Source organism: Streptococcus oralis, from assembly GCF_026782125.1.
In the GTDB taxonomy this organism is placed as follows: Bacteria; Bacillota; Bacilli; order Lactobacillales; family Streptococcaceae; genus Streptococcus; species Streptococcus oralis_CE.
On sequence record NZ_JAKUVY010000003.1, the window covers coordinates 57,477 to 83,607 of the forward strand.

A 26,131-nucleotide genomic window follows, 5' to 3' on the forward strand; every position below is an offset into this window, starting at 1 on the left:
TTAATCTACTTTCATTATACTACTTTAGAAAATCTTGTAAATCCTTGATAATAAAGACCGTGTTATTCTATCAGATTATCGTACTTTAGTACAAATTCGTGAAAAAATTAACAAAATATCTTCATAAACTATTGACCGGTTTCCTTAACTATGATATAGTCTTGGTGAAAAAATATACATTTAAGGAGGATGTTTTTATGAAAGAGACATTCAATCGTTGGAGGATTTTAGTCGCGTCTACAGCCATTCTTCTTTGCACAGGTGCCGTCTATTCCTTTTCTGTTTTTGCCGGACCACTTAGCAGTTCAACAGGCTGGTCCATGTCTGATATTATGTTAGCATTTGCTATCAACTCTGCAATAGGCCCTATCCCCATGATTCTCGGAGGTTATTTAGTTGACAAAGGTTATGTAAAATGGACCATCGCCCTCGGCGCTCTTCTATTTGCTAGCGGATTTTACTTAACCGGCTATGCCAATTCACCAGCCATGCTTTATTTGACTTATGGATTAATGGCCGGGCTTGGTCAAGGTTTTGCCTATTCAGGTGCCCTCTCCAATTCACTTCGCCTCTTCCCTGATAAACGTGGCTTAGCCTCTGGAATTCTGACAGGTGGCATGGGATTTGCCGCAGTCATCGCTTCTCCAGTCGCGAGCAATCTCATTCAACAACAAGATGCCTTCTTTGCTTTTCGTACAATTGGGCTAGTCTATATTGTTGTTATCATCTGTGCAATTTTCTTTATTAAGGCAGCTCCAAGCGGCTACCAACCAGCAGGCTGGAAAGCTCCTATCCCAACCAAACAAGGACCTACTAATAAAAACTGGAAACAAATGCTACAAAGTCCTCTGTTTTACATTATCATTAGCATGTTCTTTGTTGGCGCCTTTTCTGGTTTGATGATTGCCTCTCAAGCATCACCAATCGGTCAATCAATGTTTGGACTCTCTGCAGGCACTGCAGCTCTCTATGTCTCTCTTTATTCAATCGCAAACTCTAGTGGTCGTTTTATCTGGGGATCACTTTCTGATAAAATCGGCCGTTCAAAGACCTTATTGATTATCTATTCTGTCATTGTCCTAGCTTTATTCTCCCTAACTATCGTCCCTGGTCAACTCGGGTTTACCTTAGGAATTATTGGACTTGGTATCTGCTTTGGCGGTGTTATGGGGGTCTTCCCATCTATCGTCATGGAAAATTACGGTCCTGCAAATCAAGGGGTCAACTACGGTATCGTCTTCACTGGATATTCTTTAGCAGCATTTTTCGCTCCCAAAGTCGCTGTTCAAATGGCAATGGCTAATAATGGAAATTATAGTGTAGCTTTTTATGTTGCTATTGCTTTGGCCTTCATTGGACTTATGCTTACTATTTTTTATATGAAAAAGAAAGCTTAAAACTCGAAAACTTCCTAGATAAGGAAGTTTTTTTGGTATAATAAAAGTAGTAATAGAATATTGGGAGGATTTACCATGGCAGACCGTTCACGTTTCTTACGAGATAACCCATCTGACTTCCCATATGATTTTGAAAAACAAATCTTATCCAAAACATCTCCTGACACAATCTATCATTGTCATCCTGAGCTAGAGATTATTTATGTTACAAAGGGTTCTGCCATCGTTCATATCAACTCAGAACGCTTTGAAAGTCGTGAAGGAGATATTTTTCTTATCCAACCGACCTCTCTCCATGCTATCTATTCTCACAAAGATCAAGAACTATTTTCTACTAGCTTTCGAATTCATCTAGATTATCTTGGGAGAAGTCAGATTGACAGCTTTAGCCAACGCTATATCCAACCCCTCCACTCTGGTCACTTTTGCCTAACTCCTCAAATATCACCAGGAGATAAGGCCTATGATCAAATTCAATCCTGCCTTCTTTCACTCTTTTCTATCCTTGAAGAAAAAGGCATATACTACGACCTACTCATAAAATCTAAACTATACGAATTGCTTCATCTTCTCTTTAAGTATAGATACGTCAATCGACACTATACAGATGATACCTACCAAAAATACCAAAAACTAAAAGAAGTGATTTGCTACCTTGAACAGCACTACTCAGAACCCATTCATATTGAGCAACTGGCTGCAACATTTGGATATAGTAAAAATCACTTTATGAGTATTTTCAAGCAACATACTGGAGCCAGTTGTATGGACTACCTGCTCCAGTTACGTCTTGAGAAATCCTGTGAAAAACTCGTCCAAACCAACCTCAACATTCAAGAAATTGCAAGCCAGGTCGGTTTCACCAACATTTCAAACTTCAACCGTCAATTTAAGCAGCACTATTACTTAACACCTAGACAGTATCGAAACCAACAACTTAAAAAGAAAACATGATTCTTTCTCCTTAGTCTTTCTAAGGAGTTTTTTCAAACAAAAAAGCCACCTGATTGGGTGGCTTCTTTAGGGAGATTATTATGAAAAAGAAAAGTTTAGGATTTCATTAAATAAAGGGTACTCAATGAAAATCGAAATCAGACTAGGCAGATAGACGCAAGTATAACTATAGTTAGCTAAGTCGACTCTAACGAAGTATGGTGAGATTTTCGAAGAGTATTAGGAGGTCTTTATTTAATGGTTATATAATACAAGATGAATCTTAAAGCTAACTTAACTTTTTCTCTGATTTATCATTTTTTTAAAATTTTTTTCAAATGGATTTTTCCTCCCCAAGTCATAAAAAAGCCACCTGATTGGGTGACTTCTTTAGGAGATTATGATGAAAAAGAAAAGTTTGGGATTTCATTAAATAAAGGGTACTCAATGAAAATCGAAACCAGACTAGGCAGATAGACGCAAGCATAACTATAGTTAGCTAAGTCGACTCTAACGAAGGCTGGTGAGATTTTCGAAAAGTATTAGGAGGTCTTTATTTAATAATTATATGATACACAAGGAGACTTAAACTTTACTTAAGAAAAAATGATTTTTTTATCTTTTTCGATCCACCCAAATCATTCCTGTACAGTCATAAGTAGATAAAGTTTCAAATCCCAGAGATCGATAGAATCCCAAGGTTTTTTCTGTCTGTTCGGTCACTAGTTGGACTTGATAGGCATCTTTGAAGTCACCTAAAGCCTCTTTCATCAAGTCGCTACCAATCCCTTGGCGCTGATAGCTAGGCAAAACGATCAAATCCTGGACAAAAATCGATGAGAAACCATCTCCGACCAAACGGACCAAGCCCACCACGGCATCGCCATCAAGTGCCAGATAAATCGCTAATGAGTGAGACAAGGCTCTCTCCAACATCTGAGGTTGATGTGTATAATTTGTCCATCCAACTGCCTGATAGAGATGCAAAACATCCTCTAGCTTGACGATTTCTTGCCTTCTAATAGTCATCATCCTAATACCTCTCAGAATTCTCTTAAGCTCTTGTACTGCCGTCCATTTTTATCAAAATTTTCAGGAGTCAGCCATGCTTCCAAACGAGCTTTAACTTGAGGCCAGTCCTTATCAATCATAGAGAGCCAATCCGTATCCCGTGTACGTCCCTTATAAACGACTGCCTGACGGAAGGTTCCTTCATAAACAAAGCCCAAACGCTCCGCAGCTCGTCTGGATGGAAAATTTAGAGCATCGCATTTCCACTCATAGCGACGATAGTTAAGCTCCTCAAAAACATAGCGTGCCAAGAGATACTGAGCTTCTGTTCCTATCCTCGTCCCCTTAAGAGCAGGCGAAAAAGTGACGGCACCCACTTCTATTACTCGGTTATTCTGGTCAATGCGCATGAGAGAAAAAGTTCCCAAGGCCTTACCAGTTGCCTTGTCTATAATCACGTAGTAAAAACGGTCCTTTCGAGCCAACATCTGATTTAAGACGGTAACCAGTTCCTCCATATCTGCCACTGGTTCCTGAAAGAGGTAGGTCCACATCTCCCGAGGAGTACCTGGACCATAAACAGCTAATAAATCCTCCGCATGCTTTTCCACCGAAAGAGCCTCTATCCGAGCGTAGCGCCCTTCTAAGAAATCAATAGAAGGCAATTCACCAGATGTATAACCTTCCATTGACTCACCAATCATCTGACCATATTCATTTACTGGCATCGTTTTTCTCCTTGTTTTACGCTGAGAATACTATATCATAATTTGCTCTATATGGAAACTAGCACTCTCCTCAAACCTCATCCACTCACTACATTAGTGATTCGTTTTCTTTCTTTTATCTTCTAAGGCTTGATTAATTCGTTGGGTGAGCTTGTGAGTTTGCCAGATCTGGTACAACCATATCAGTCCATAAATTAATAAGAAAAAGAACCACAGCAAGGGACTCAACAATGCCGAACCCCAGCCAAAAAATAGGTAGGTCAATACTAAAATAGTAGCTGTCGCTAACAAATGAACTCCTACACGCATACTATAAGCAAGAAACTCTAGCCTTTCAAGGATTAAGGTCAATACCCCCATAATTCCACTCATCAAAAACAAAGCTAGAATATTTTTTGTCGTTGGTGCAGGATAGGTAATACCTGAATAAAACTGCGCCAATAACACCAAACTCAAATAAACAAAGGAGGCCGTCCGCATTCCCGATACAAAATAAGCAATCAATCGCTTCATGATTTTCTCCTATAAACCTAGATAATCCATTAAGGACTTAACGTATTTCCGACTCACACTCGATTTGATACCCCGAGTCATTTTAGCCATCATGTTCCCTGAAAAGCTATCCGATAATGACTCTAAATGGTCAATGTTTATAACTGAATGACGTGATATCTGTATAAAGTTACGTCGATTAATTCGATTCTGAAAGTTTGTCAATGTTTCCTTAGTTTTATAAATCCCATCTACCGTATAAATGGTCAACAAATTCTTATCGATATCTGCTAGAATAAGATCCTCAATTTTCACCATAACCAGATGATCATCCGTTCGAATAGGAATGACCACCTGATTAGTCGTTGAAAATTGTTCTAAATACTCCATGACTTCTCTTGCTTGGTCAGTTAACTGAGCTGCCTGAATTAAAATGTGTGGGTCTTTTTCTGAAAACTCTGTCTTCATTTCAAAACGAATCTTCATTTTCTCTCCAATACATCTTTATTTTCTCTTGCTAAACACTTTAACAAATAACATCCAAAGAAGAATAGCGACGAGACTGATAATAACCACTATAAAGTATGTTTCTTCCTTTGTCAATAGTTCTTGCCAGTTGATTTGGATTCCCATTTTTTCTTGAAATTCCTGTAACAGACTGTTATTTCCTGAAAATGCGGTCTCTAATCGCTCTTTCATTAAGACTTGTCGATAGAGAGAAGCAATATAAGTGGCAGGGGTACATTTCATGAAAAGCTGTGCAGAATCAGGTAATACTCCAATGGGGATATAAGTTCCTACTAAAAATCCAGAAGCAGTTCCCACTATCGTTGCCAGTTTACCAAGGCTATCTACAGATTGAAAACGGTAAATCAAGAGAACATTTACCAAACTTGAAAGCAGACTGCTTAACAACATAATCAAAGCGATTTCCGGTAAATGGCTGATAACTGGGCTCTCTTTAAAATAAAAACTCATAACAGCATACATAAACACCTGCATGACAAAAGAAATGACAATACTACTGATTAGATAGGACGCCTGTAAGCCCCAGTTGCCTAAATCAGTCAAGAAGAGATCTTGATCCACTTGATTTTCGCGGTCCTGTACCATTTGTTTAAGAGCCGTAAAACTGGTTGTCATCCCAGTCACAGCCAACGTCCCACCCATCAGCCAGTTATTTAAAAGGTTCGTACTATTAGGGAGTTGGGACCAAGAATCCGTCAAATTCTTCTGCAAAAAAATGATATAAAGGAGGAAGGAAATCAATGCCCCCAATAATGAGAAAAATACTCCCGAACGATTACGAAAATATAAGATAAAATTCCGTTTCAATAAAGCTAGCATTAGCGAACCTCTCTTCCTGTAAGTGCAATAAAGGCATCATCCATAGTACCCGAACGAAACTCAAAAGAATCAATTTCTTCTCGAACTTTTGCTAAATATTCAATGGCTTCCTGTGACGTCCTTGGATAAAAAAGATATTCCAACTCATTTTCTTCCTCTACTGTCATTCCAACCTGTAGCAGCTTTTCTAGATCCTTCATTTCCTTAAAACGAATTTTTAGGATATTAGATGCATACTGACTTTTAATAGCAGTCGCAGAACCTTGCGCAATCACTTTCCCATGATCAACGATATAGATCTGATCCGCTTCATCTGCTTCATCCAGATAATGAGTCGTTAAGATAATAGTCATCCCTTCATCTTTTTGTAGTCGATACAGTAGATCCCAGATGGATTTGCGCGTCTGAATATCAAGACCTGTTGTTGGTTCATCCAAGAAAAGAATATCTGGTCGCGAAAGAAGAGCACGCGCAATATCAACCCGACGTTTTTGTCCACCTGACAAGGTTCCATAGAGTTGTTTCTGGAAAGCCGTCAAACCCAGTTGATGAATCAAATCATCCACACGACTTGCCGCAATCTCCTTATACTGTTGAGCGCGAATCGTGAGATTTTCCCTAACCGTCAACATCTCATCCAGTACACTGGCTTGAAAAACAACTCCGATTTTCGTATTTGGCGCATATTGAATCTGACCTTGTGTCGGCTTTTTCAAACCGATCAACATGGAAATGGTGGTTGATTTCCCTGCACCATTGGGTCCCAAAATAGCATTGAAACTTCCTTTTTCAAATTCTAACTGAATATCATCGACAGCCATATGATTGCCGTACCGTTTAGTCAAATGTTCAGCTTGTAAAATCATATTTTCCCCTCCTCTTTACCACACTAGTTTAACAAAAAAAATGAAAGAAAAATCGACTTTTGAGATAAGCAGTTAAAATGAAAGGCCAAGTGGTAAAATAATGGGGGTTAAATTAAAGTAGAGCAGGCTCGTTTTTCTCCTATCGAATCACTAGAGGAAGTTTAAAATCACTTACAACCATACATTATATTTTTAAACATGCGCTATAAAAGAGGCATTTTATAGCATCCGGCAGAAAAATCCAGGAGTCAATAGTATTGTTCTCGCTAAACCAAACAATAAAAAATGAATCAGAAATCATGGCACACACTCCCTTCTAGTAAAATGAAAATGCTGAATGGGGCAGGATTGAATTTGAAGCAAGCAAGTATGGTCCTGAATTTGAAACTGCCATTAACGATAAGTCTATCTATTAGGAAAGAAATCTTCAATACAAGCAAAAACAGCTCTTATTATCCAAGAAGAGCTGTTCTATTTTATGAAAGAGAGAGTCACTAGTGCCCCTTGTGCTTCTCTCTACGTTTTTGCTGTTTGCGTTCAAATTTCTCTTGCTTGAGCAATTGCTTTTGGAGACTAGACTGTTGTTTTGAATGCTTTTTTTGTTCCTCATGCTGCAACTGTAAAAGCTCTTGTGACTTAGAAGAAACTTTCTGCTTCACCTGTTTCTTTACAGCTCGCTGCAGACGCTTCGGATTCCTAATCTTCACATGCTGTTTGACTGTTGCCTCTGGACTAAAAGATAACCGAGCAAACTGAGTCTGTAAAAGTTTCAAAATTTCATCCTCTTTTGGTTCCTGACCAAATGTCACACGACAAACTTGATAAGTTCCCTCATACTCTTGTTCAAACAATCCATGCCAAAATCCATCTTCAAAATAAACTGTCAAGCCAATTGAAACGATTTCCACGACAGCACCTCCTTAAATCTATCCCTAAGAATGGACAACCAAGGAGGAAGGTTACTGATAGGCTTGCCTACGTCTGGACTACCAACCAGAACTGTGTTTTTATCTTAGTTGGGACTATTATAGCACGGTTCAGCACTATCTACAAATTTTTCAAATGCGTATCAAAAAAATTTATCGTAGCAAACCAAGAGTCTACACTTTCTTTCATTAATAAGCGCCAATCTTTTCGATAATGATGATTCGGTTGATAAGCAACCGTTAACATATGCCCCGTTTCATGATATTTTTTAAACAAAATGGATTTCCCTTTATAATGTGAAATAATATCATCTATCGCGGATGACGCATCCCATATTTCATCGACATCGCTTCCTAGTAATAATAAAGGAGAGGCAATTTTACTCATATCAATCTGAGCCCTACTATCTTCAGAAATATGTTTTCCAAAAAACTTGTTTAAAAAATAATTTCCTAGTTGAAATTTTTGATACGGAAGTTCTTTTTGCAAATATGTCCAAGAAGATGAATGAGAGTTGAGTTTTCCCTTTATTCCCTCAAATATTACATTTGAGGGGGAATTGAGTACCAAACATTGCACATCATCCAAAATACTTTGTCCAGCCAGAACAAGCTCTGCTCCTTTAGAACGACCATATATTCCTATTTTTGTATTATCAACTTGAGGATGATGACATAGAAAATCTTTCGCTTCCTCCAGACATTCTATCGGAATTCGTTCTAAGTTTTGGGGTAATCCCTCTAAACCAAAATAAGCTATCGCAAGACAAATGTAGCCTCTAGAAGATAAAAGTTGGGCAATGTTCTGAGCTTTTTCAATTCTTCCCTCACTACCACTAACAATAATCACGGCTGGCGCCTTTCTTAACTTTTCATCATAAAATAATCGACCTTGAAAATGCTTATCATAAATATCTTGATACCTTATTCCCAGATTCATATAACGCCTTACAAAACTTTGCTCCGCGACCACATCTTTCCCCAGCCTGATTTTAATTTCAACACCAAAACAATTTCGTAATGGAATTCTATCAAGAGAACTGGGTAATCTCCTTTTCCTATTTTTCAACGGTTTCGCATTAAAGAACAAGCCCATTTCTGAAACTCCTTTATAAGATCCCGAAATAGATGCTGTTTGAGAGGTGTCAATCATACCGTCCTGATCAGATAAAAAAATTGCAGTTGATTTCCACATGACATCATGATCTAAAAGTAAGGGAGCATTTATACAGTAATAATCAGACAGGTACATTTCTACACAATACCTTGTCCTTGGTTCTAAACCATTGATAGTAATATAAAAAGATTCATCTGCTAAGTCAGTTTGTGAAATCAGCTCAATATTTACAGTCATATCTTCTCCTTTTGTTAACATACTTAACAACTAAGTTTAAAATTTACCGTGACTTTCACCACGGTAATCCTCCCCATACATTTTCAATATCATCCATCAATTTCACAACTGTTTGAAGCTCCTCCTCGCTATAGTTGTTTAAAACTGAAAAGACCGATTCTTCAATATATGCTTGTTGCTCCTTATGGACTTTAAAAACTTCGATGCCTTTTTCAGATAATCTCAAATATTTATTTTTCCCATTATTCGGAGCAAAATCAAAAACAACTAAATTTTTTTGAATTAATCTCCTAACACTTTGAGTTATTGCACTTCTCGAAACTTTTAATAATTCAGATAATTTCACTAGATTTAAGGGCTGATTTTTCCCAATCACAACAATCAAATGTACCTCATTCAACGTAATGGAATTGTCAATACTAATTTTATGTTGATTTTTTTTTAGCTGTTCAAATGCTAAAATAAATCTATTGAAACGATTATTAAATGTAATAAATTCTTTTTTATCCATAATCTCTCTTTTCTTTGTTAATTATATTAACAAAATAGAAACTTCTTGTCAAATAAAAATCCTCCAGATTCTACTCTGAAGGATTCCTATCTTATTTCACAACGATATTAACGAGTTTATTAGGTACCGCAATCACTTTGACAATTTCCTTACCGTCAATTTCTGCTTTGACTTTTTCGTCAGCCAGAGCAATTTCTTGCAATTCTTCGCGTGACAGGTCTTTAGCGACCATGAGTTTAGCACGAACTTTACCTTTGATTTGGACGACGATTTCGATTTCGTCTTCAACCAATTTACTTTCATCCCATGTTGGCCAAGCCACGTAAGAGATGGACTCACCTGTTGCTGCAACTGTTTGCCAAAGTTCTTCTGCCAAGTGAGGTGCAAATGGGGCAATCAATTGGATAAAGCCTTTGGCGTAATCCACATAGAGTTTGTCTTCCTTGTTAGCAGCGTTGACAAAGACCATAAGTTGGGCAATGGCTGTGTTGAATTTGAGGGATTCGATTTGCTCAGTAACAGATTTAACGGTTTCGTTATAAACCTTGTCAAGAGCACCATTGTTTTCCGCAGCGATTTCTTTACTTGTAATCAAACGGTAAACACGGTCGAGGAATTTACGGCTTCCTTCCAAACCTTCTTCAGACCAAGCAATTGAAGCATCAAGCGGTCCCATGAACATTTCATAGACGCGAAGGGTATCGGCACCATATTGTTCCACCACATCGTCTGGGTTAACAACGTTCTTGAGGGATTTAGACATCTTGGCTGGCGCTTGCTCCAACTCTTCTCCTGTTTCCACATGGAAGAAGGAACCGTCACGTTTTTCAACCTTATCAGTTGCCACAAGAGCCCCACGGTGGTCACGGTAGCTTGTTCCCAAAATCATTCCTTGGTTAAAGAGTTTTTGGAATGGTTCCTTAGTCGGAACAACACCGAGGTCATAGAGGAATTTGTGCCAGAAACGAGCATAGAGCAAGTGAAGAACAGCATGCTCTGCACCACCCACGTAGATATCTACTGGCAACCATTGTTTGAGAAGGTCCTCATCAGCCAATTTCTCAGTATTGTGTGGGTCGATATAGCGGAGGTAGTACCAGCTTGAACCAGCCCACTGTGGCATGGTGTTGGTTTCACGACGACCTTTGACACCATCTTCACGAGTCACTTCAAGCCAGTCTGTCAAGTTAGCCAATGGGCTTTCCCCAGTACCTGAAGGGCGGATATCCTTGGTGACTGGCAAGACAAGTGGCAATTCATTTTCAGGAACAGCTGTTGAAGTCCCATCTTCCCAATGAATGATTGGGATTGGTTCACCCCAGTAACGTTGACGACTAAAGAGCCAGTCACGGAGACGGTAGGTAACCTTCTCTTGACCACAACCTTTTTCTTCCAACCAAGCCACAATCTTGGCAATAGCATCTTCTTTATTCAATCCATCTAGGAAGTCTGAATTAATGTGAAGGCCATCCTCTGTGTAGGCAGCTTCTTCAACGTTTCCACCTTCAAGTACTTCGACGATTGGAAGGTCAAATTGTTTAGCAAATTCCCAGTCACGTTGGTCATGGGCAGGCACAGCCATGACAGCACCTGTTCCATAACTAGCAAGAACATAGTCAGCGATCCAGATTGGAATTTCCTTGCCATTGACAGGGTTGATGGCATAAGCACCCGTCCAAACCCCTGTTTTTTCCTTAGCAAGGTCGGTACGAGCCAAGTCTGACTTGAGGCTAGCTTGGTGTTTGTAGTCTGCTACGGCTTCAGCTTGTTCTGGACTTACGATAGCATCTACCAAATCATGCTCAGGTGCCAATACAGTGAAAGTCGCACCGAAAAGGGTATCCGGACGAGTGGTAAAGACAGTGAATTTCTTATCTGTTCCCTTTACTTTAAAGGTTACATTGGCACCAGTTGATTTCCCGATCCAGTTGCGTTGCATATCCTTGATAGACTCTGGCCAATCAAGTTCATCCAAATCATTAAGCAAGCGCTCTGCATAAGCAGTGATTTTAAGCATCCATTGGCGCATCGGTTTGCGGACAACTGGATAGCCTCCACGCTCAGAAGTTCCGTCAGGAAGGACTTCTTCGTTGGCAATGGCCGTTCCCAATTCTTCGACCCAATTTACTGGTACTTCCGCTTCATAGGCCAAGCCTTTTTCGTAAAGCTTGGTGAAGATCCACTGAGTCCACTTGTAGTAGTTTGGATCTGTCGTGTTGACTTCACGATCCCAGTCGTAAGAGAATCCAAGCGCATTGATTTGACGTTTGAAGTTGGCAATATTTTCCGCCGTAAATTCTGCTGGGTCATTTCCTGTATCCATAGCATATTGCTCTGCAGGCAATCCAAAGGCATCCCATCCCATTGGGTGAAGGACATTGTAGCCTTGCGCACGTTTGTAACGGCTGAGAATGTCCGTTGCTGTGTAACCTTCTGGGTGTCCTACGTGCAATCCGGCTCCTGAAGGATATGGGAACATGTCGAGAGCATAAAACTTCGGTTTTGACGCATCTGTTCCTGTCTTAAATGTATGATGTTGAGCCCAGTAGCCCTGCCACTTAGGCTCAATTTCCTTATGATTGTAAAAACTCATGGTATCTCTCCAATTTTATGATGTTACTATTATACCATTTTTAGGGGAATTTGAAAGTCGAGAAAGAATCTTTTCCCTCCATTGTTAAGAAAGATTGGCTCTGAAAACACTCTTGCTAAGCTAAATAAAAATAGCTCCTATACGGAGCTATCTTGATCAATGCTTATTTTCTTCCATCTTCTCACGCCCTAGTTCTCGGTAACTACGGTCACCAACAACTTCTACGCTAAACTGGCCGTTCTCGTATTCTAGAATGGTCACACTACCATTATCCAAGCCATGTGGGTGCATGCCATTGATGAGATAAACCATCGTACCAATGGTCATTCCATGGCTGACGACAAGAGCACTGCCCCCACCTTGTTCTTCCATTTCTTTGGCAATCGCTTCAAAGCCTTCCTTGATTCGACCACTGAGTTTTTCCCAACCTTCTGCCCAGCCTGCAGTATCAACCTCAACTAGACCTTCTGCTAACTCTGCATAGGATAACTGATGAACATGATCCACCTTGAAAACACGAGGAATAACCCCCATAAAGAGGTCCCCATCATAGGCCCCATCAAAACTACCAAAACACCACTCACGGATTCGCTTGTCCATGCGGTAAGGGATTTTCCCCTGCAATCCAAGTTCTTCTAAGATAATTCCCATGGTTTGAATAGTGCGCCCTGAATCACTGGAATAAGCCCGGTCAAACTGCAAACCAGACTCTCTCAAACCAATTCCCAACTCATGAATTCCCAACTCACCTTCTGCGGTTAGAGGCGTATCACTCCATCCTTGAGCACGTCCAATCGTGTTAAACATCGTTTTTCCATGACGTACCAAGTATAATCTTACTTTAGACATTTTCTATCCTCCATTTTCTTCTATTATATCATGGATCAAAGAAATATTTGGCTTTCAAAAGCAAAGCTCCTTCTCCTAATTTGCCACAAGAAAAGCTACCCTCATGGTAGCTTCCCTAGGAGATTATTATGAAAAAGTTTAGGATTTCTATTAAATAAAGTTAGGAGGTCTTTATTTAATGATTATAGTATACACAGTCATCCTTAAACTCAACTTAAATCTTCTCTCTTTTTTATTAATTTTTAAAACTATGGATTGGAGCTGGGATTTGCCCACCGCGAGAGATGAAATCAACAGACGAAGCCCCGTTGACCTTCATAACTGGAGCTGTCCCAAGCAAGCCACCAAATTCAATCATATCGCCTTCTTTGCCCTTTGGAATAATACGGACAGCCGTTGTTTTCATGTTAATAACACCGATTGCCGCCTCATCCGCAATCATAGCCGCAATGGTTTCAGCAGGCGTATCTTCCGGAATGGCAATCATATCCAGCCCAACAGAACAGATAGCCGTCATAGCTTCTAGTTTCTCTAAATTCAGAGAGCCATTTTGCACTGCAGCAATCATCCCCTCATCTTCAGAAACAGGGATAAAAGCACCTGACAAGCCACCGACTTGGTTACAAGCCATGACTCCGCCCTTCTTAACTTGGTCATTCAAAAGAGCGAGGGCAACCGTCGTCCCATGCGTACCAACTGTTTCTAGGCCCATTTCCTCAAGGACACGTGCCACAGAATCACCAACTGCAGGAGTTGGCGCCAAGCTTAGATCGACAATTCCAAAGTCAACACCAAGGCGTTCACTCGCCATTTGTCCAACCAGCTGACCGATACGAGTAATCTTGAAGGCCGTTTTCTTGACTGTTTCCGCTACTACATCAAAGCTCTGTCCACGAACCTTTTCCAAGGCACGCTTGACCACACCAGGACCCGAAACCCCGACATTGATGATAACATCTGCTTCGCCAACACCATGAAAGGCCCCTGCCATAAAAGGATTGTCCTCAACAGCATTAGCAAATACGACCAACTTGGCCGCACCCATATCTGATAAGTTCGCTGTTTCCTTGATGATACGTCCCATATCTGCAACTGCAGTCATGTTGATGCCTGACTTAGTTGAGCCAATGTTAACAGACGAACAAACCTTGTCGGTCTCAGCTAGAGCGCGTGGGATAGAATTGACGAGAATCTCATCTCCTTTTTGGTAGCCTTTTTGTACCAAGGCAGAGAATCCACCAATAAAGTCAACACCAATCTCCTTGGCAGCCTTATCAAGAGCCTTTGCCAAAACAACATAGTCTGTCGCATCAGTCGCAGCACCAATTAAAGAAATCGGAGTCACCGATACCCGTTTATTAACAATAGGAATCCCAAGTTCTGCAGCAATTTCATCTCCTACAGCCACTAGATTTGCAGCTTTAGTGGTAATTTTTTGGTAAATCTTTTCAGCAGCATGATTGATATCTGGATCAATACAGTCCAAAAGGGAAATCCCCATGGTGATGGTTCTGATATCGAAGTTCTGCTCCTCGATCATGGCAATGGTTTCTGTAACTTGTCTAATATCCATAGCCACCTCCTAGATATTATACATAGCGTCAAAAATCGCCGCACTTTGAATATTGATTTTGACATTCAAGGTCTGACCGAAAGTTTCAAACTCATTTCGTAGATAAGTGAAATCCTGTTTTTCGTCACTAGAAACGACCGCCATCATAGTAAAATATTCATCCAACACCGTCTGAGAAATATCGTCAATATTCAAACCCAACTCTGCAATCTTAGTAGACACGCCTGCAACGATCCCAGCCTTGTCCTTACCAACCACTGTAATAATAGCCTTCATCCTTATACCCCATTTCTACGATTTTTAGAAAACCTGAACGTTTTTGATTTTCTTTTTTCCTAGTATAGCATATTTCCATAGAAAATACTAAAAAACGCCTGCTTACGAAATTGTTCTTAAGAAAAAAACAATTTCGTAAACAAGCGTCTACCCTATCAAATGATGATGAGTGTTCCCGCTAGGACCGAAGTCCCAGCGGTAGACCAGAGCTAGACTAAGAGCACAAGACTCCATCATCATAACACTCAACAAAATTGATGATTTTATACTAATTCGATGATCGCCATTGGCGCAGCATCACCACGACGTGGTTCAGTTTTAAGGATACGAGTGTATCCACCGTTACGTTCAGCATAACGAGGTGCGATTTCTGAGAACAATTTTTGAAGTGCTGTAGTAGAAGTGTACTTATCAGTTGCTTCATCATAGTTTTCAGATGCGATTTCATTACGTACGAAAGCAGCTGCTTGACGACGTGCATGCAAATCACCACGTTTACCTAGAGTAATCATTTTTTCAACAGTTTTACGGATTTCTTTAGCACGAGCTTCAGTTGTCACGATTGATTCGTTGATCAAAAGGTCAGTTGTCAAATCGCGAAGCATTGCTTTACGTTGTGAGCTAGTGCGTCCTAGTTTACGGTAAGCCATGTATTCCTCCTTTATTTATCTTTTAATCCAAGACCCAAGTCAATGAGTTTGAGTTTCACTTCTTCCAAACTCTTGCGTCCAAGATTTCGTACTTTCATCATCTCTGCTTCAGATTTTTCTGTCAAATCATGCACAGTGTTGATACCGGCACGTTTCAAACAGTTGTATGAACGCACAGACAAGTCCAGTTCCTCAATCGTACGATCCAAAATACGATCGTCAGATTCAGTATCAGCTTCTTTCATCACTTCAGTTGACTTAGCAATCTCAGTAAGATTTGTAAACAAATCAAGATGTTCTGTCAAGATACGTGCTGAAAGCCCTAAAGCATCTTCTGGAATAATTGTTCCATTAGTCAAGATTTCAAGGGTTAATTTGTCAAATCCATCATTGCTACCTACACGAGCAGGTTCAACTTGATAGTTGACTTTTGTAACTGGTGTATAAATAGAATCTACAGCAAGTGTTCCAACTGGTGCATTATCTTTTTTGTTTTCATCAGCAGGTACATATCCACGACCACTGTTAACAGTCATTGTCGCTTTTAGAGAAGAACCTTCACCGATTGTAAAGAGATAATGATCTGGATTTACAATCTCAACATCACTGTCAGTCAAAATGTCTCCAGCTGTAATTTCAGCAGGACCTTCAACGTCAAGTTCAATGATTTTTTCGTCTTCAACGTATGATTTCACTGCAATCCCTTTAATGTTCAGAATGATTTGCATCACGTCTTCACGAACACCTGGAACTGTGTCGAACTCATGCAAGACACCTTCAATGTTGATAGATGTCACTGCTGCTCCTGGTAGAGAAGCTAGTAGTACACGACGAAGAGAGTTACCAAGAGTTGTACCGTAGCCACGTTCAAGTGGTTCGATTACAAACTTGCCATAATCTTTATTTTCATCAATTTTTGTTATATTTGGTTTTTCAAACTCAATCATTTAGTTACTCCCTCTTAAACGAAAAGCAGTGTAATGCGATGATTATACACGGCGACGTTTTGGAGGACGAGCACCATTGTGTGGCACTGGAGTCACATCACGAATTGCTGTTACTTCAAGACCAGCGGCAGCAAGCGCACGAATAGCTGACTCACGACCAGAACCTGGACCTTTTACAGTAACTTCAACTGATTTAAGACCGTGTTCTTGTGCAGATTTAGCAGCAGCTTCAGAAGCCATTTGAGCAGCGAATGGTGTAGATTTACGAGAACCTTTGAAACCAAGAGCACCAGCTGATGACCAAGCAATTGCATTACCATGCACATCAGTAATCATAACAATAGTGTTATTAAATGTAGCGTGAATATGAGCAATACCAGATTCGATATTCTTTTTCACACGACGTTTACGTGTTGGTTTAGCCAAGACTTTTACCTCCTATATTATTTTTTCTTACCAGCAATCGCAACAGCTTTACCTTTACGAGTGCGAGCGTTGTTTTTAGTGTTTTGTCCACGGACAGGAAGTCCACGACGGTGACGAATACCACGGTAAGAACCGATTTCCATCAAACGTTTGATGTTCAAGTTTACTTCACGACGAAGGTCACCTTCAACTTTGATTGCATCCACTTCACGACGGATAGCATCCTCTTGATCTGATGTAAGGTCACGTACACGAACATCTTCTGAGATTCCAGCAGCAGCCAAAATTTTCTTAGATGTTGCAAGTCCGATACCATAAACGTAAGTCAATGAGATTACTACGCGTTTGTCATTTGGAATGTCAACTCCAGCAATACGAGCCATTTTTTCTCCTTTCTATCTTATCCTTGACGTTGTTTGTGTTTTGGATTTGCTGGGCAAATTACCATAACACGACCATTACGACGAATTACTTTACAGTATTCGCAAATTGGTTTGACCGATGGTCTTACTTTCATTTCTTATCCCTCCAAGTTTTTCGATTATTTAAAGCGGTAAGTGATACGTCCACGTGTCAAGTCATATGGACTCATCTCGACAGTAACACGATCTCCCGCTAAAATACGAATATAGTTTTTACGAATTTTACCAGAAACTGTTGCTAAAATCTGATGTCCATTTTCAAGTTCAACCGTAAACATTGCGTTAGGCATTGTATCGACTACTTTGCCTTCAACTTCAATCACATCGTCTTTTGCCACGCAAAAGCACCTCCATAAATTTCGATTCGATGCCTCTGAAAACAGAGACAACAATTATAAGTCAGACTATCTCAGTATAACATTTGTAGCGATTTTTTGCAAGTGTGAAAAACGCTTTATTTCAAATTTGTCAATACTTTTTCGATGTCTTTGAACACATCATTGATATCTTGATTTCCTTCGATATCGTGGACCAATCCTTTGGCACGGTAGTGAGCAATGATTGGTTCACCTTGGGCGATATTCACATCCAAACGACGCTTCACTGTCTCAGGTTTATCATCTTCACGTTGGTAATAATCTTCCTCTTTATAGTCAACTGGTGGGTTGAAAACTTTGTGGAAGGTTTCACCTGTTTCGCGGTGGATGATACGACCACTCAAACGTTCCAAGAGACAATCTGGGTTCACTTCGATATTGATCACGCCTTCTAGTTCGATACCAAGTTCCGCCAATGTTTTGTCCAAGGCATGAGCTTGTTCAATCGTACGTGGGTAACCATCCAACAAGAAACCTGTTTCTTTGATGTCGTCCTGAGAAAGGCGTTCTTTAACAATTCCATTTGTAACTTCATCCGGAACCAACTCACCTTTGTCAATATATGACTTGGCAAGTACACCCATTTCAGTTTGATTAGCCATAGCAGCACGGAACATATCTCCAGTTGAAATGTGTGCCACGTGGAATTGCTCCACAATTTTAGCTGCTTGCGTTCCCTTACCTGCTCCAGGTAAGCCCATAATCAAAAGATTCATGATAGGATCTCCTTATTTTGTATTTAAATAGAAGCAGAAATTCGTTTCAACCCCTATTTAAAAACAAAATAGAAGAGGGGAGACGAAAATCTCTCTGATAGATAGACCTTCATACTCCACTCTCTAAGCAAAAGTAATCTTGCTTTTATTCTGTTTTGTCCATGAAACCAACATACTTACGTTTCAATAGGTAACCTTCTAGCTGTTTGATTCCTTCGATACCAGTTGAGATAATGATCAAAAGACTAGTTCCCCCAAAAGCAACAGCTTCTGAAAGACCAAAGACATCTTTTGCCACAATCGGCAAGATTGAAATCACACCAAGGAAGATTGATCCGACAGTCGCAAGGCGACGAAGAAGTTTCGACATGAATTCTTCAGTACCCTTACCAGGACGGACACCATGAATGTAGGCTCCACTCTTTTGCAAGTTTTCTGCTGCTTTCTCTGGATTGATCTGTACAAATGTATAGAAGAATGTAAAGAGAATGATCAACAAGGCATACATGGCAACACCTGTTGGAGATGTTGTAGATAACATTTCCTGTGCTGTACGTACCCAAGCCCAATCATGACCTGTAGCACTCAAAAATTGAAGAATGGCTGCAGGTGCTGCTGTGATGGAACTTGCAAAGATAACTGGGATAACCCCCGCTGGGTTTACCTTCAAAGGAAGGTATGAGCTTGATGGGGCTCCTTGAGCAACTTTTGTATATTGGATTGGAATTTTATATTCTGCCTGTTGAACAAAGGTTGTAAAGTATACAATCAACAAGACAGCGATAATCAAAATAACGACAAAGATAATAGATGAAGTCAAACGGCTACTTGGAATATTGACGAAGTAGTCAACATAGATTCCTTTAATCATCTCAGGGATTGAAGCGACAATACCTGCAAAGATGATCATAGAAACACCGTTTCCGTATCCCTTATCTGTAATTTGTTCCCCGAGCCAAGTTACAATCATACTACCTGCTGTGAGGATAATACCGATAGTAACAAAGACTTGTGGTGTTAAAGCTGTCGTTAATAATTTTGCTCCAGAAAGAGTGTTAAATCCTGCTGTAATCCCGATAGATTGAACAAATGCAAGCACAAGTGCAATATAACGAGTAGCTTGGTTTAGTTTTCTCCGTCCTACTTCCCCTTGTTTGCCCCATTCTACAAACTTCGGTAAAATATCCATTTGTAGCAATTGAACAACGATTGAAGCAGTGATATACGGACTTACTCCGAGTGCAAAAACGGAGAAGTTCTTCATGGCATTCCCTGAAACAAGACTAAGCATGTTCAAGAAAGATAAACCACTGAGAGCTTCTAAACTTTTCGCATTCACACCTGGAACTGTAATACTTGTCCCAATACGGAAAACAAGAATGATAAAAATTGTAAAGAGAATTTTTGATCGAACTTGTTTAACCTTGAGCGCTTCTTTTAGTAATTTAAAAAACATGGGTCACCTCTCTTAGATGACTTCTACAGAACCACCTTTAGCAGTGATAGCTTCCTCAGCTGATTTAGAGAATTTAGCTGCTTTCACAGTCAATTTCTTAGTCAACTCACCGTTACCAAGAATTTTAACTCCTGATTTTTCAGCTTTCACAATTCCTGCTTCGATAAGTACAACTGGAGTTACTTCTGCACCGTCTTCAAAGACGTTCAATTGGTCAAGGTTTACAATTGCATATTCTTTAGCGTTGATGTTAGTGAATCCGCGTTTTGGAAGACGACGGAACAATGGAGTTTGTCCACCTTCAAAACCAAGGCGAACTCCGCCACCGCTACGAGCTTTTTGACCTTTTTGACCGCGACCAGATGTTTTACCGTTACCTGATGAAGTACCACGACCAACACGGTTACGTACTTTACGAGAACCTTCTGCAGGTTTCAATTCATGAAGTTTCATTATTATTTTCTCCTCTTTTGTAAAATGCTAGCGCCGATAAGAGAGAAAAGGTTGTCTCCCTTATCAACTCGCCTATACATCGTCATCTAAGATGACTATACCTAGTTTTAGGGGATGAGTATTGCCACATCCCCTAAAAATTCATTAGTTTACTTCTTCAACTGTTACCAAGTGAGATACTGCAGTGATCATACCACGGATAGCAGCGTTGTCTTCTTTGATAACAGAGCTGTTCAATTTGCCAAGTCCAAGTGCTACAACAGTTTTACGTTGTGATGGAATGCGTCCGATTGGAGACTTAGTCAAAGTAATTTTAATTTGAGCCATTTTATCCCCTTTCTTATGCCAAATCAGAAACTGAAATACCACGAAGGGCAGCAACTTCTTCAGCGCGTTTCAATTGTTTCAAACCTTCAACAGTTGCGCGAACAATGTTGATTGGAGTGTTAGAACCAAGTGATTTAGATGTAATATCTGCCACACCTGCCAATTCCACAACGGCACGAACTGCACCACCAGCGGCAACTCCAGAACCTTCTACAGCAGGTTTCAACAATACTTTAGCTCCACCGAATTCTGAAAGAACTTCGTGTGGGATTGTTGTCCCAACCATAGGAACTTCAATCAAGTTTTTCTTAGCATCTTCTACTGCTTTGCGGATTGCTTCTGGAACTTCTTGAGCTTTACCAGTACCAAATCCTACGCGACCGTTGTGGTCACCAACAACAACAAGAGCTGCGAAACGAAGACGACGTCCACCTTTAACAACTTTTGTAACACGGTTGACAGCAACTACGCGTTCTTCTAATTCAACTGCATTGTCTTTAAATGCCATTTTTTAGTGTCCTCCTATTAGAATTTCAATCCGTTTTCACGAGCTGCATCAGCCAAAGCTTTCACACGTCCGTGATATAGATATCCACCGCGGTCGAACACCACTTCTGAAATACCTTTAGCGTTTGCACGTTCTGCAACGAGTTTACCGACAGCAACGGCTTGTTCAGTTTTAGTTCCTTTTGAAACTTCTTTGTCAAGAGTTGAAGCACTTGCGAGCGTTACACCCGCTACGTCATCAATCACTTGAGCGTAGATGCCTGTATTAGAACGGAATACGTTCAAACGTGGGCGATCAGCAGTTCCAGAGAGTTTTCCGCGAACGCGACGGTGGCGTTTTTGGCGGAGTTTGTTTTTATCTGGTTTAGAAATCACAGTTTTCACCTCTTTAGTTTTAAATCGTGTGCTATGCACTAAGTTGGAAAATAGGTTGGTGGTTGAAAATCAACCACTCAACATTATTTACCTGTTTTACCTTCTTTACGGCGAACGAATTCACCAACGTAACGGATACCTTTACCTTTATATGGTTCTGGTGAACGAAGGCTACGTACGTAAGCAGCTGTTTGACCAACTACTTCTTTTGAAATTCCGCTAACAACGATTGTTGTTGGGTTTGGAAGTTCAAAAGTAATTCCTTCTGGAGCTTCAACTTCGTCTGGATGAGATTTACCAACAGCCAAAACAAGTTTAGATCCTTGAAGTTGTGCACGGTAACCAACCCCGCGCATTTCAAGTTCTTTCTTGAATCCTTCTGATACACCAACAACCATGTTGTTCAAAAGGGCACGAGTAGTTCCGTGGATTGTTTTCATTTCTTTTGAATCGTTTGGACGGTGAAGAGTTACTTCAGTACCTTCCACACGAATTTCAATATCTTTTGAGAACTCACGAGTAAGTTCTCCTTTAGGTCCTTTTACAGTTACAACGTTGTCATTGTTAGTGATTTCAACACCAGCAGGCAACACGATAACTTTATTACCAATACGTGACATGTTTATTTTCTCCTGTTAAATTGTCAGGCCATAATGGCCAGTTTTCACGGGGGTTAAAGATACTTATTGAGTTCAATAGCTAAATTGAACACGCTCTAAGAACTGTGCAAAATAGATAAGTTGGCTTGTTTGTAAACAAACTTCTCCAACTTCCTAATTTTGCTTTGTTCTTTACGAGCTTTGTATCTTGATTTTACCAAACGTAAGCGATAACCTCACCACCAACGTTCTTTTGGCGAGCTTCTTTATCAGTAAGCAAACCTTCAGAAGTTGAAAGAATAGCAATTCCAAGTCCGTTAAGAACTTTTGGAAGATCTTCACGTTTTTTGTAGACACGAAGTCCTGGTTTAGAAACACGTTTCAAGTTAGTGATAACTTTTTCACCGTTTGGTCCGTATTTAAGGAATACACGGATGATGCCTTGTTTGTCATCTTCGATGATTTCTACGTTCTTAACAAAACCTTCGCGTTTAAGGATTTCAGCAATCCCTTTTTTGATGTTTGATGCAGGTACTTCAAGTACTTCGTGTTTCGCTTGGTTAGCGTTACGAATACGAGTTAGGAAGTCTGCGATTGGGTCAGTCATAACCATTTTGTTTTTCTCCTCTTACTAGTAGTTTGCAAGTTGCACTTGCTAGTTAATACATGATACAAAGAGCGTAACAGCAAGAGCAAAAATAGGCAATTTGATGCAGGAGCGATGCTCCAAAGCAAATTGGTCTTTTTTGCCAAAGCTGTAGCTCGTGTTCAAATTGGCAAGCCCAACTGAACCCGGGCTAAACTCTGTGTGAAAAAGATAAACTTTCCTAGAAACTTCAGTTTCTTCGTCAAGTTTCCTATTTTCACTTGGAGTTTTGACGCCCTTGATATCTTAAATTACCAAGATGCTTTTGTTACACCAGGAATTTGTCCTTTGTAAGCTAATTCACGGAAGCAAACACGGCAAAGTTTAAATTTGCGGTAAACTGAATGTGGACGACCACATTTTTCACAACGAGTATAAGCTTGAGTAGAGAACTTCGCTGGACGTTTGTTCTTAGCAATCATTGATTTTTTAGCCATTAGATTTACCTCCTATATTATTTTGCAAAAGGCATTCCAAGGCCTGTAAGCAATGCACGTGACTCTTCGTCAGTGTTAGCAGTTGTTACGATAACGATGTCAAGACCACGAGTTTTGTCAACGTCATCAAAGTTGATTTCTGGGAAGATCAATTGTTCTTTCACACCAAGTGTGTAGTTTCCGCGTCCATCAAATGATTTTGTTGGAACACCATGGAAGTCACGTACACGTGGAAGTGAAACTGAAACCAATTTGTCCAAGAATTCGTACATACGTTCACCACGAAGGGTAACTTTTGCACCGATCGCTACACCTTCACGAAGACGGAAGCCGGCGATTGATTTTTTAGCTTTAGTGATAAGTGGTTTTTGACCTGAGATAAGTGCCAATTCTTCAGCAGCTTTTTCAAGACTTTTAGCGTTTGATACAGCTTCACCAACACCCATGTTCAAAACGATCTTATCTACTTTAGGCACAGCCATCACTGATGAGTAGTTGAATTGTTCTGTCAAAGCAGGAACTACTTCATTAAGATATTTTTCTTTTAAACGATTTGCCATTATACTTCTCCTTTCCTTCGTGATTAATCAAGCACTTCGCCTGATTTTTTGTTGTAGCGAACTTTTTTACCGTCTACAAATTTGTAACCAACACGACCAGCTACACCATTTTTGTCCAATACTTGAACGTTTGATACGTGGATAGCTGCTTCTTTCTCGATGATACCACCTTGAGGAAGCTCGTTAGTTGGACGTTGGTGTTTCTTAACGATGTTCACACCTTCAACGATAACTTTGTTTACTTTTGGAAGGGCAGTAAGGACAACAGCTTCTGTTCCCTTATCTTTACCAGCGATTACGCGAACTTTGTCGCCTTTTTTTACAAACATTAGGTTTCTCCTTGATTTTTCTTACGCCCATAAGGGCACCCTGGAAAGTAATCCAGGGGACTAGTTTGTTTCTAAAAATTAAAGTACTTCTGGAGCAAGTGACACAATCTTCATGAAGCCACCTTCACGCAATTCACGTGCAACTGGGCCAAAGATACGTGTTCCGCGAGGAGTTTTGTCTTCACGGATGATAACTGCTGCGTTTTCGTCAAATTTGATGTATGAACCATCAGCACGACGAGCACCTGATTTAGTACGAACGATAACAGCTTTTACAACGTCACCTTTTTTAACCGCACCACCAGGAGTAGCTTGTTTTACAGATGCCACGATAACATCACCGATGTTTGCAAATTTACGTCCTGAACCACCAAGAACTTTGATAGTCAAGATTTCGCGCGCACCGCTGTTGTCTGCGACTTTCAAACGAGTTTCTGTTTGAATCATTTCAGTTTTCTCCTTTCAGGTTTGATTAGATGATGACCGCTTCTTCAACAACTTCTACAAGACGGAAACGTTTTGTAGCTGAAAGCGGACGAGTTTCCATGATACGTACGATATCGCCTTCTTTGGCAACATTGTTTTCATCATGTGCTTTGTATTTCTTAGAGTAGTTAATACGTTTACCATAGACTGGGTGGTTACGTTTTGTTTCAACTACAACTGTGATTGTCTTGTCCATTTTGTCAGATACAACACGTCCAACAAGAACTTTACGATTATTGCGTTCCATTGAAATTTCTCCTTCCCTAGTCTATTATTTCGCTTCAGATTGAACTGTTTTGATACGAGCGATTTGTTTTTTAACTTCTTTCAAGCGAGCTGTTTGTTCCAATTGACCAGTAGCAGCTTGGAAACGAAGTTCAAACAATTCTTTTTTCAATTCGTTTTCGCGCTTCGCGAGTTCTTCTTGAGAAAGACCACGAAGTTCTTTAACAAATTCTTTTACTTCATTAAGTTTCATGCCTTCTCCTTATTCTGCTTCACGTTTTACGAATTTACATTTAACTGGCAATTTGTGGCTTGCAAGACGAAGCGCTTCGCGAGCGATTTCTTCAGATACACCAGCGATTTCGAACATCACTTTACCACGTTTAACTGGTGCTACCCAACCTTCAGGTGCCCCTTTACCAGATCCCATACGCACACCGATAGCTTTAGCGGTGTATGATTTGTGTGGGAAGATTTTAATCCAAACTTTACCACCACGTTTCATGTAACGAGTCATGGCGATACGAGCAGCTTCGATTTGGCGGTTAGTGATCCAGTGGCTAGTTGTAGCTTGAAGACCATATTCACCGAATGCTACTTCTTTTCCACCTTTTGCTTCACCGCGCATTTTTCCACGGAATTCACGACGGTGTTTAACACGTTTAGGTACTAACATTGGTTATTTACCTCCTTTAGTGTTTTTACGAGCTGGAAGAACTTCACCACGGTAGATCCATACTTTAACACCAAGTTTACCGTATGTAGTATCTGCTTCTTCCCAAGCGTAATCGATATCTGCACGAAGTGTGTGAAGTGGAACAGTTCCTTCAGAGTATCCTTCAGCACGGGCGATATCTGCACCGTTCAAACGACCTGATACTTGAGTTTTGATTCCTTTAGCTCCAGCACGCATTGCACGTTGGATTGCTTGTTTTTGTGCGCGACGGAAAGCGACACGTTGCTCCAATTGACGAGCAATTCCTTCACCTACAAGGTGAGCATCCAAATCAGGTTGTTTGATTTCGATGATGTTGATGTGTACTTGTTTTCCAGTCAATTTGTTAAGTTTTGCACGGAGTGCATCAACGTTAGCACCACCTTTACCGATAACCATACCTGGTTTAGCAGTGTGAAGTGAAACGTTAACTTTGTTTACTGCGCGTTCAATTTCGATAGTTGAAACTGCTGCGTCAGCAAGTTCTTTTTGAACGAATTTACGGATTGCAAGATCTTCATGAAGGTAATCCGCGTATTCTTTTTCAGCATACCATTTGGCATCCCAATCACGGATGATGCCGACACGCATACCAATTGGATGTACTTTTTGACCCACGATG

The 26,131-nt window shown here is 40.2% G+C and carries 37 protein-coding genes; 2 read left to right on the plus strand and 35 right to left on the minus strand.

Annotated elements, in window-relative coordinates:
• The first annotated feature begins 197 nt into the window (after nucleotides 1–197).
• Both MK385_RS03505 and MK385_RS03510 read left to right on the plus strand, forming a co-directional pair.
• Nucleotides 198–1,397 (plus strand): L-lactate MFS transporter, encoded by a 1,200-nt coding sequence (locus tag MK385_RS03505; RefSeq protein ID WP_268725310.1) that lies wholly within the window; start codon nucleotides 198–200, stop codon nucleotides 1,395–1,397.
• A 75-nt stretch (nucleotides 1,398–1,472) separates the two neighbouring features.
• The gene (locus tag MK385_RS03510) at nucleotides 1,473–2,351 is read left to right on the plus strand and encodes an AraC family transcriptional regulator (protein ID WP_195594813.1); all 879 of its coding nucleotides are present in this window, start codon (nucleotides 1,473–1,475) and stop codon (nucleotides 2,349–2,351) included.
• Nucleotides 2,352–2,945: 594 nt separating this feature from the next.
• Here the strand turns inward: MK385_RS03510 and MK385_RS03515 are convergent.
• The 35 genes from MK385_RS03515 to rpsC all read right to left on the minus strand — a co-directional run bounded on the left by MK385_RS03515 (nucleotide 2,946) and on the right by rpsC (nucleotide 26,127).
• Nucleotides 2,946–3,362, minus strand: coding sequence for a GNAT family N-acetyltransferase (locus tag MK385_RS03515; protein ID WP_268725311.1), 417 nt, complete (start codon nucleotides 3,360–3,362; stop codon nucleotides 2,946–2,948).
• Between the two features lie 11 nt (nucleotides 3,363–3,373).
• Nucleotides 3,374–4,069 (minus strand): GNAT family N-acetyltransferase, encoded by a 696-nt coding sequence (locus MK385_RS03520; RefSeq protein ID WP_268725312.1) that lies wholly within the window; start codon nucleotides 4,067–4,069, stop codon nucleotides 3,374–3,376.
• 93 nt (nucleotides 4,070–4,162) lie between these two features.
• Nucleotides 4,163–4,582 (minus strand): DUF3021 domain-containing protein, encoded by a 420-nt coding sequence (locus MK385_RS03525; RefSeq protein WP_000825486.1) that lies wholly within the window; start codon nucleotides 4,580–4,582, stop codon nucleotides 4,163–4,165.
• A gap of 9 nt (nucleotides 4,583–4,591) precedes the next feature.
• A complete protein-coding gene (locus MK385_RS03530; RefSeq protein WP_000701938.1) occupies nucleotides 4,592–5,047 on the minus strand; it encodes a LytTR family DNA-binding domain-containing protein in 456 nt (151 codons plus the stop codon).
• Between the two features lie 18 nt (nucleotides 5,048–5,065).
• On the minus strand, nucleotides 5,066–5,908 hold the full coding sequence (locus tag MK385_RS03535; RefSeq protein ID WP_042902987.1) for an ABC transporter permease: 843 nt from the start codon (nucleotides 5,906–5,908) through the stop codon (nucleotides 5,066–5,068).
• Nucleotides 5,908–6,774: an ABC transporter ATP-binding protein gene (locus MK385_RS03540; RefSeq protein ID WP_268725313.1), complete on the minus strand. Its 867-nt coding sequence runs from the start codon at nucleotides 6,772–6,774 to the stop codon at nucleotides 5,908–5,910. Before MK385_RS03540 ends, MK385_RS03535 begins: the two co-directional genes overlap by 1 nt.
• Before the next feature lie 494 nt (nucleotides 6,775–7,268).
• A complete protein-coding gene (locus MK385_RS03545) occupies nucleotides 7,269–7,682 on the minus strand; it encodes a YjdF family protein (RefSeq protein WP_268725314.1) in 414 nt (137 codons plus the stop codon).
• 139 nt (nucleotides 7,683–7,821) lie between these two features.
• A complete protein-coding gene (locus MK385_RS03550) occupies nucleotides 7,822–9,054 on the minus strand; it encodes an acyl-CoA thioesterase/BAAT N-terminal domain-containing protein (protein ID WP_268725315.1) in 1,233 nt (410 codons plus the stop codon).
• Between the two features lie 55 nt (nucleotides 9,055–9,109).
• Nucleotides 9,110–9,565, minus strand: coding sequence for a MarR family winged helix-turn-helix transcriptional regulator (locus MK385_RS03555; protein ID WP_268725316.1), 456 nt, complete (start codon nucleotides 9,563–9,565; stop codon nucleotides 9,110–9,112).
• 91 nt (nucleotides 9,566–9,656) lie between these two features.
• Nucleotides 9,657–12,158 carry a leucine--tRNA ligase gene (gene leuS, locus MK385_RS03560; protein WP_268725317.1) on the minus strand — a complete coding sequence of 834 codons (2,502 nt, stop codon included), beginning with the start codon at nucleotides 12,156–12,158 and terminating at the stop codon, nucleotides 9,657–9,659.
• A 156-nt stretch (nucleotides 12,159–12,314) separates the two neighbouring features.
• A complete protein-coding gene (locus MK385_RS03565; RefSeq protein ID WP_268725318.1) occupies nucleotides 12,315–13,007 on the minus strand; it encodes a histidine phosphatase family protein in 693 nt (230 codons plus the stop codon).
• Between the two features lie 235 nt (nucleotides 13,008–13,242).
• Nucleotides 13,243–14,580, minus strand: a complete 1,338-nt coding sequence (locus MK385_RS03570; RefSeq protein ID WP_268725319.1) for a PFL family protein — start codon at nucleotides 14,578–14,580, stop codon at nucleotides 13,243–13,245.
• Nucleotides 14,581–14,589: 9 nt separating this feature from the next.
• A complete protein-coding gene (locus MK385_RS03575; RefSeq protein WP_000644111.1) occupies nucleotides 14,590–14,856 on the minus strand; it encodes an ACT domain-containing protein in 267 nt (88 codons plus the stop codon).
• Nucleotides 14,857–15,119: 263 nt separating this feature from the next.
• On the minus strand, nucleotides 15,120–15,506 hold the full coding sequence (rplQ, locus tag MK385_RS03580; protein WP_000331493.1) for a 50S ribosomal protein L17: 387 nt from the start codon (nucleotides 15,504–15,506) through the stop codon (nucleotides 15,120–15,122).
• Nucleotides 15,507–15,517: 11 nt separating this feature from the next.
• Nucleotides 15,518–16,453 (minus strand): DNA-directed RNA polymerase subunit alpha, encoded by a 936-nt coding sequence (locus tag MK385_RS03585; protein WP_007520800.1) that lies wholly within the window; start codon nucleotides 16,451–16,453, stop codon nucleotides 15,518–15,520.
• Between the two features lie 42 nt (nucleotides 16,454–16,495).
• Entirely contained in the window at nucleotides 16,496–16,879 is a 384-nt protein-coding gene (gene rpsK, locus MK385_RS03590; RefSeq protein WP_001118385.1) for a 30S ribosomal protein S11, read from the minus strand.
• Between the two features lie 17 nt (nucleotides 16,880–16,896).
• Complete coding sequence (rpsM, locus tag MK385_RS03595) at nucleotides 16,897–17,262, minus strand: 30S ribosomal protein S13 (RefSeq protein WP_000090781.1); 366 nt, start codon at nucleotides 17,260–17,262, stop codon at nucleotides 16,897–16,899.
• A gap of 17 nt (nucleotides 17,263–17,279) precedes the next feature.
• Entirely contained in the window at nucleotides 17,280–17,396 is a 117-nt protein-coding gene (gene rpmJ / locus MK385_RS03600) for a 50S ribosomal protein L36 (RefSeq protein WP_001808836.1), read from the minus strand.
• A gap of 24 nt (nucleotides 17,397–17,420) precedes the next feature.
• A complete protein-coding gene (gene infA / locus MK385_RS03605) occupies nucleotides 17,421–17,639 on the minus strand; it encodes a translation initiation factor IF-1 (protein ID WP_001029883.1) in 219 nt (72 codons plus the stop codon).
• Between the two features lie 116 nt (nucleotides 17,640–17,755).
• A complete protein-coding gene (locus tag MK385_RS03610; protein ID WP_001050433.1) occupies nucleotides 17,756–18,394 on the minus strand; it encodes an adenylate kinase in 639 nt (212 codons plus the stop codon).
• Nucleotides 18,395–18,539: 145 nt separating this feature from the next.
• Nucleotides 18,540–19,850, minus strand: a complete 1,311-nt coding sequence (gene secY, locus MK385_RS03615; RefSeq protein WP_000465385.1) for a preprotein translocase subunit SecY — start codon at nucleotides 19,848–19,850, stop codon at nucleotides 18,540–18,542.
• 12 nt (nucleotides 19,851–19,862) lie between these two features.
• On the minus strand, nucleotides 19,863–20,303 hold the full coding sequence (gene rplO / locus MK385_RS03620; RefSeq protein WP_000766089.1) for a 50S ribosomal protein L15: 441 nt from the start codon (nucleotides 20,301–20,303) through the stop codon (nucleotides 19,863–19,865).
• Nucleotides 20,304–20,447: 144 nt separating this feature from the next.
• Nucleotides 20,448–20,630: a 50S ribosomal protein L30 gene (gene rpmD / locus MK385_RS03625; RefSeq protein ID WP_000057241.1), complete on the minus strand. Its 183-nt coding sequence runs from the start codon at nucleotides 20,628–20,630 to the stop codon at nucleotides 20,448–20,450.
• Nucleotides 20,631–20,643: 13 nt separating this feature from the next.
• Nucleotides 20,644–21,138, minus strand: a complete 495-nt coding sequence (gene rpsE / locus MK385_RS03630; protein WP_000874204.1) for a 30S ribosomal protein S5 — start codon at nucleotides 21,136–21,138, stop codon at nucleotides 20,644–20,646.
• 17 nt (nucleotides 21,139–21,155) lie between these two features.
• A complete protein-coding gene (rplR, locus tag MK385_RS03635; RefSeq protein ID WP_000624044.1) occupies nucleotides 21,156–21,512 on the minus strand; it encodes a 50S ribosomal protein L18 in 357 nt (118 codons plus the stop codon).
• An 83-nt stretch (nucleotides 21,513–21,595) separates the two neighbouring features.
• The gene (rplF, locus tag MK385_RS03640) at nucleotides 21,596–22,132 is read right to left on the minus strand and encodes a 50S ribosomal protein L6 (protein ID WP_000086626.1); all 537 of its coding nucleotides are present in this window, start codon (nucleotides 22,130–22,132) and stop codon (nucleotides 21,596–21,598) included.
• A 193-nt stretch (nucleotides 22,133–22,325) separates the two neighbouring features.
• The gene (gene rpsH / locus MK385_RS03645) at nucleotides 22,326–22,724 is read right to left on the minus strand and encodes a 30S ribosomal protein S8 (RefSeq protein WP_000245504.1); all 399 of its coding nucleotides are present in this window, start codon (nucleotides 22,722–22,724) and stop codon (nucleotides 22,326–22,328) included.
• 284 nt (nucleotides 22,725–23,008) lie between these two features.
• The gene (locus tag MK385_RS03650) at nucleotides 23,009–23,194 is read right to left on the minus strand and encodes a type Z 30S ribosomal protein S14 (RefSeq protein WP_001085697.1); all 186 of its coding nucleotides are present in this window, start codon (nucleotides 23,192–23,194) and stop codon (nucleotides 23,009–23,011) included.
• A gap of 17 nt (nucleotides 23,195–23,211) precedes the next feature.
• Complete coding sequence (gene rplE, locus MK385_RS03655; protein WP_000013542.1) at nucleotides 23,212–23,754, minus strand: 50S ribosomal protein L5; 543 nt, start codon at nucleotides 23,752–23,754, stop codon at nucleotides 23,212–23,214.
• Nucleotides 23,755–23,777: 23 nt separating this feature from the next.
• Nucleotides 23,778–24,083 carry a 50S ribosomal protein L24 gene (gene rplX, locus MK385_RS03660; protein ID WP_000497691.1) on the minus strand — a complete coding sequence of 102 codons (306 nt, stop codon included), beginning with the start codon at nucleotides 24,081–24,083 and terminating at the stop codon, nucleotides 23,778–23,780.
• A 78-nt stretch (nucleotides 24,084–24,161) separates the two neighbouring features.
• The gene (gene rplN, locus MK385_RS03665) at nucleotides 24,162–24,530 is read right to left on the minus strand and encodes a 50S ribosomal protein L14 (protein WP_000616545.1); all 369 of its coding nucleotides are present in this window, start codon (nucleotides 24,528–24,530) and stop codon (nucleotides 24,162–24,164) included.
• 25 nt (nucleotides 24,531–24,555) lie between these two features.
• Nucleotides 24,556–24,816 (minus strand): 30S ribosomal protein S17, encoded by a 261-nt coding sequence (rpsQ, locus tag MK385_RS03670; protein ID WP_000440801.1) that lies wholly within the window; start codon nucleotides 24,814–24,816, stop codon nucleotides 24,556–24,558.
• Between the two features lie 24 nt (nucleotides 24,817–24,840).
• Nucleotides 24,841–25,047 (minus strand): 50S ribosomal protein L29, encoded by a 207-nt coding sequence (gene rpmC / locus MK385_RS03675; RefSeq protein ID WP_000772918.1) that lies wholly within the window; start codon nucleotides 25,045–25,047, stop codon nucleotides 24,841–24,843.
• A gap of 9 nt (nucleotides 25,048–25,056) precedes the next feature.
• Complete coding sequence (rplP, locus tag MK385_RS03680) at nucleotides 25,057–25,470, minus strand: 50S ribosomal protein L16 (protein ID WP_000960946.1); 414 nt, start codon at nucleotides 25,468–25,470, stop codon at nucleotides 25,057–25,059.
• Nucleotides 25,471–25,473: 3 nt separating this feature from the next.
• Nucleotides 25,474–26,127: a 30S ribosomal protein S3 gene (gene rpsC, locus MK385_RS03685; protein WP_000529936.1), complete on the minus strand. Its 654-nt coding sequence runs from the start codon at nucleotides 26,125–26,127 to the stop codon at nucleotides 25,474–25,476.
• Between the last annotated feature and the right edge of the window lie 4 nt (nucleotides 26,128–26,131).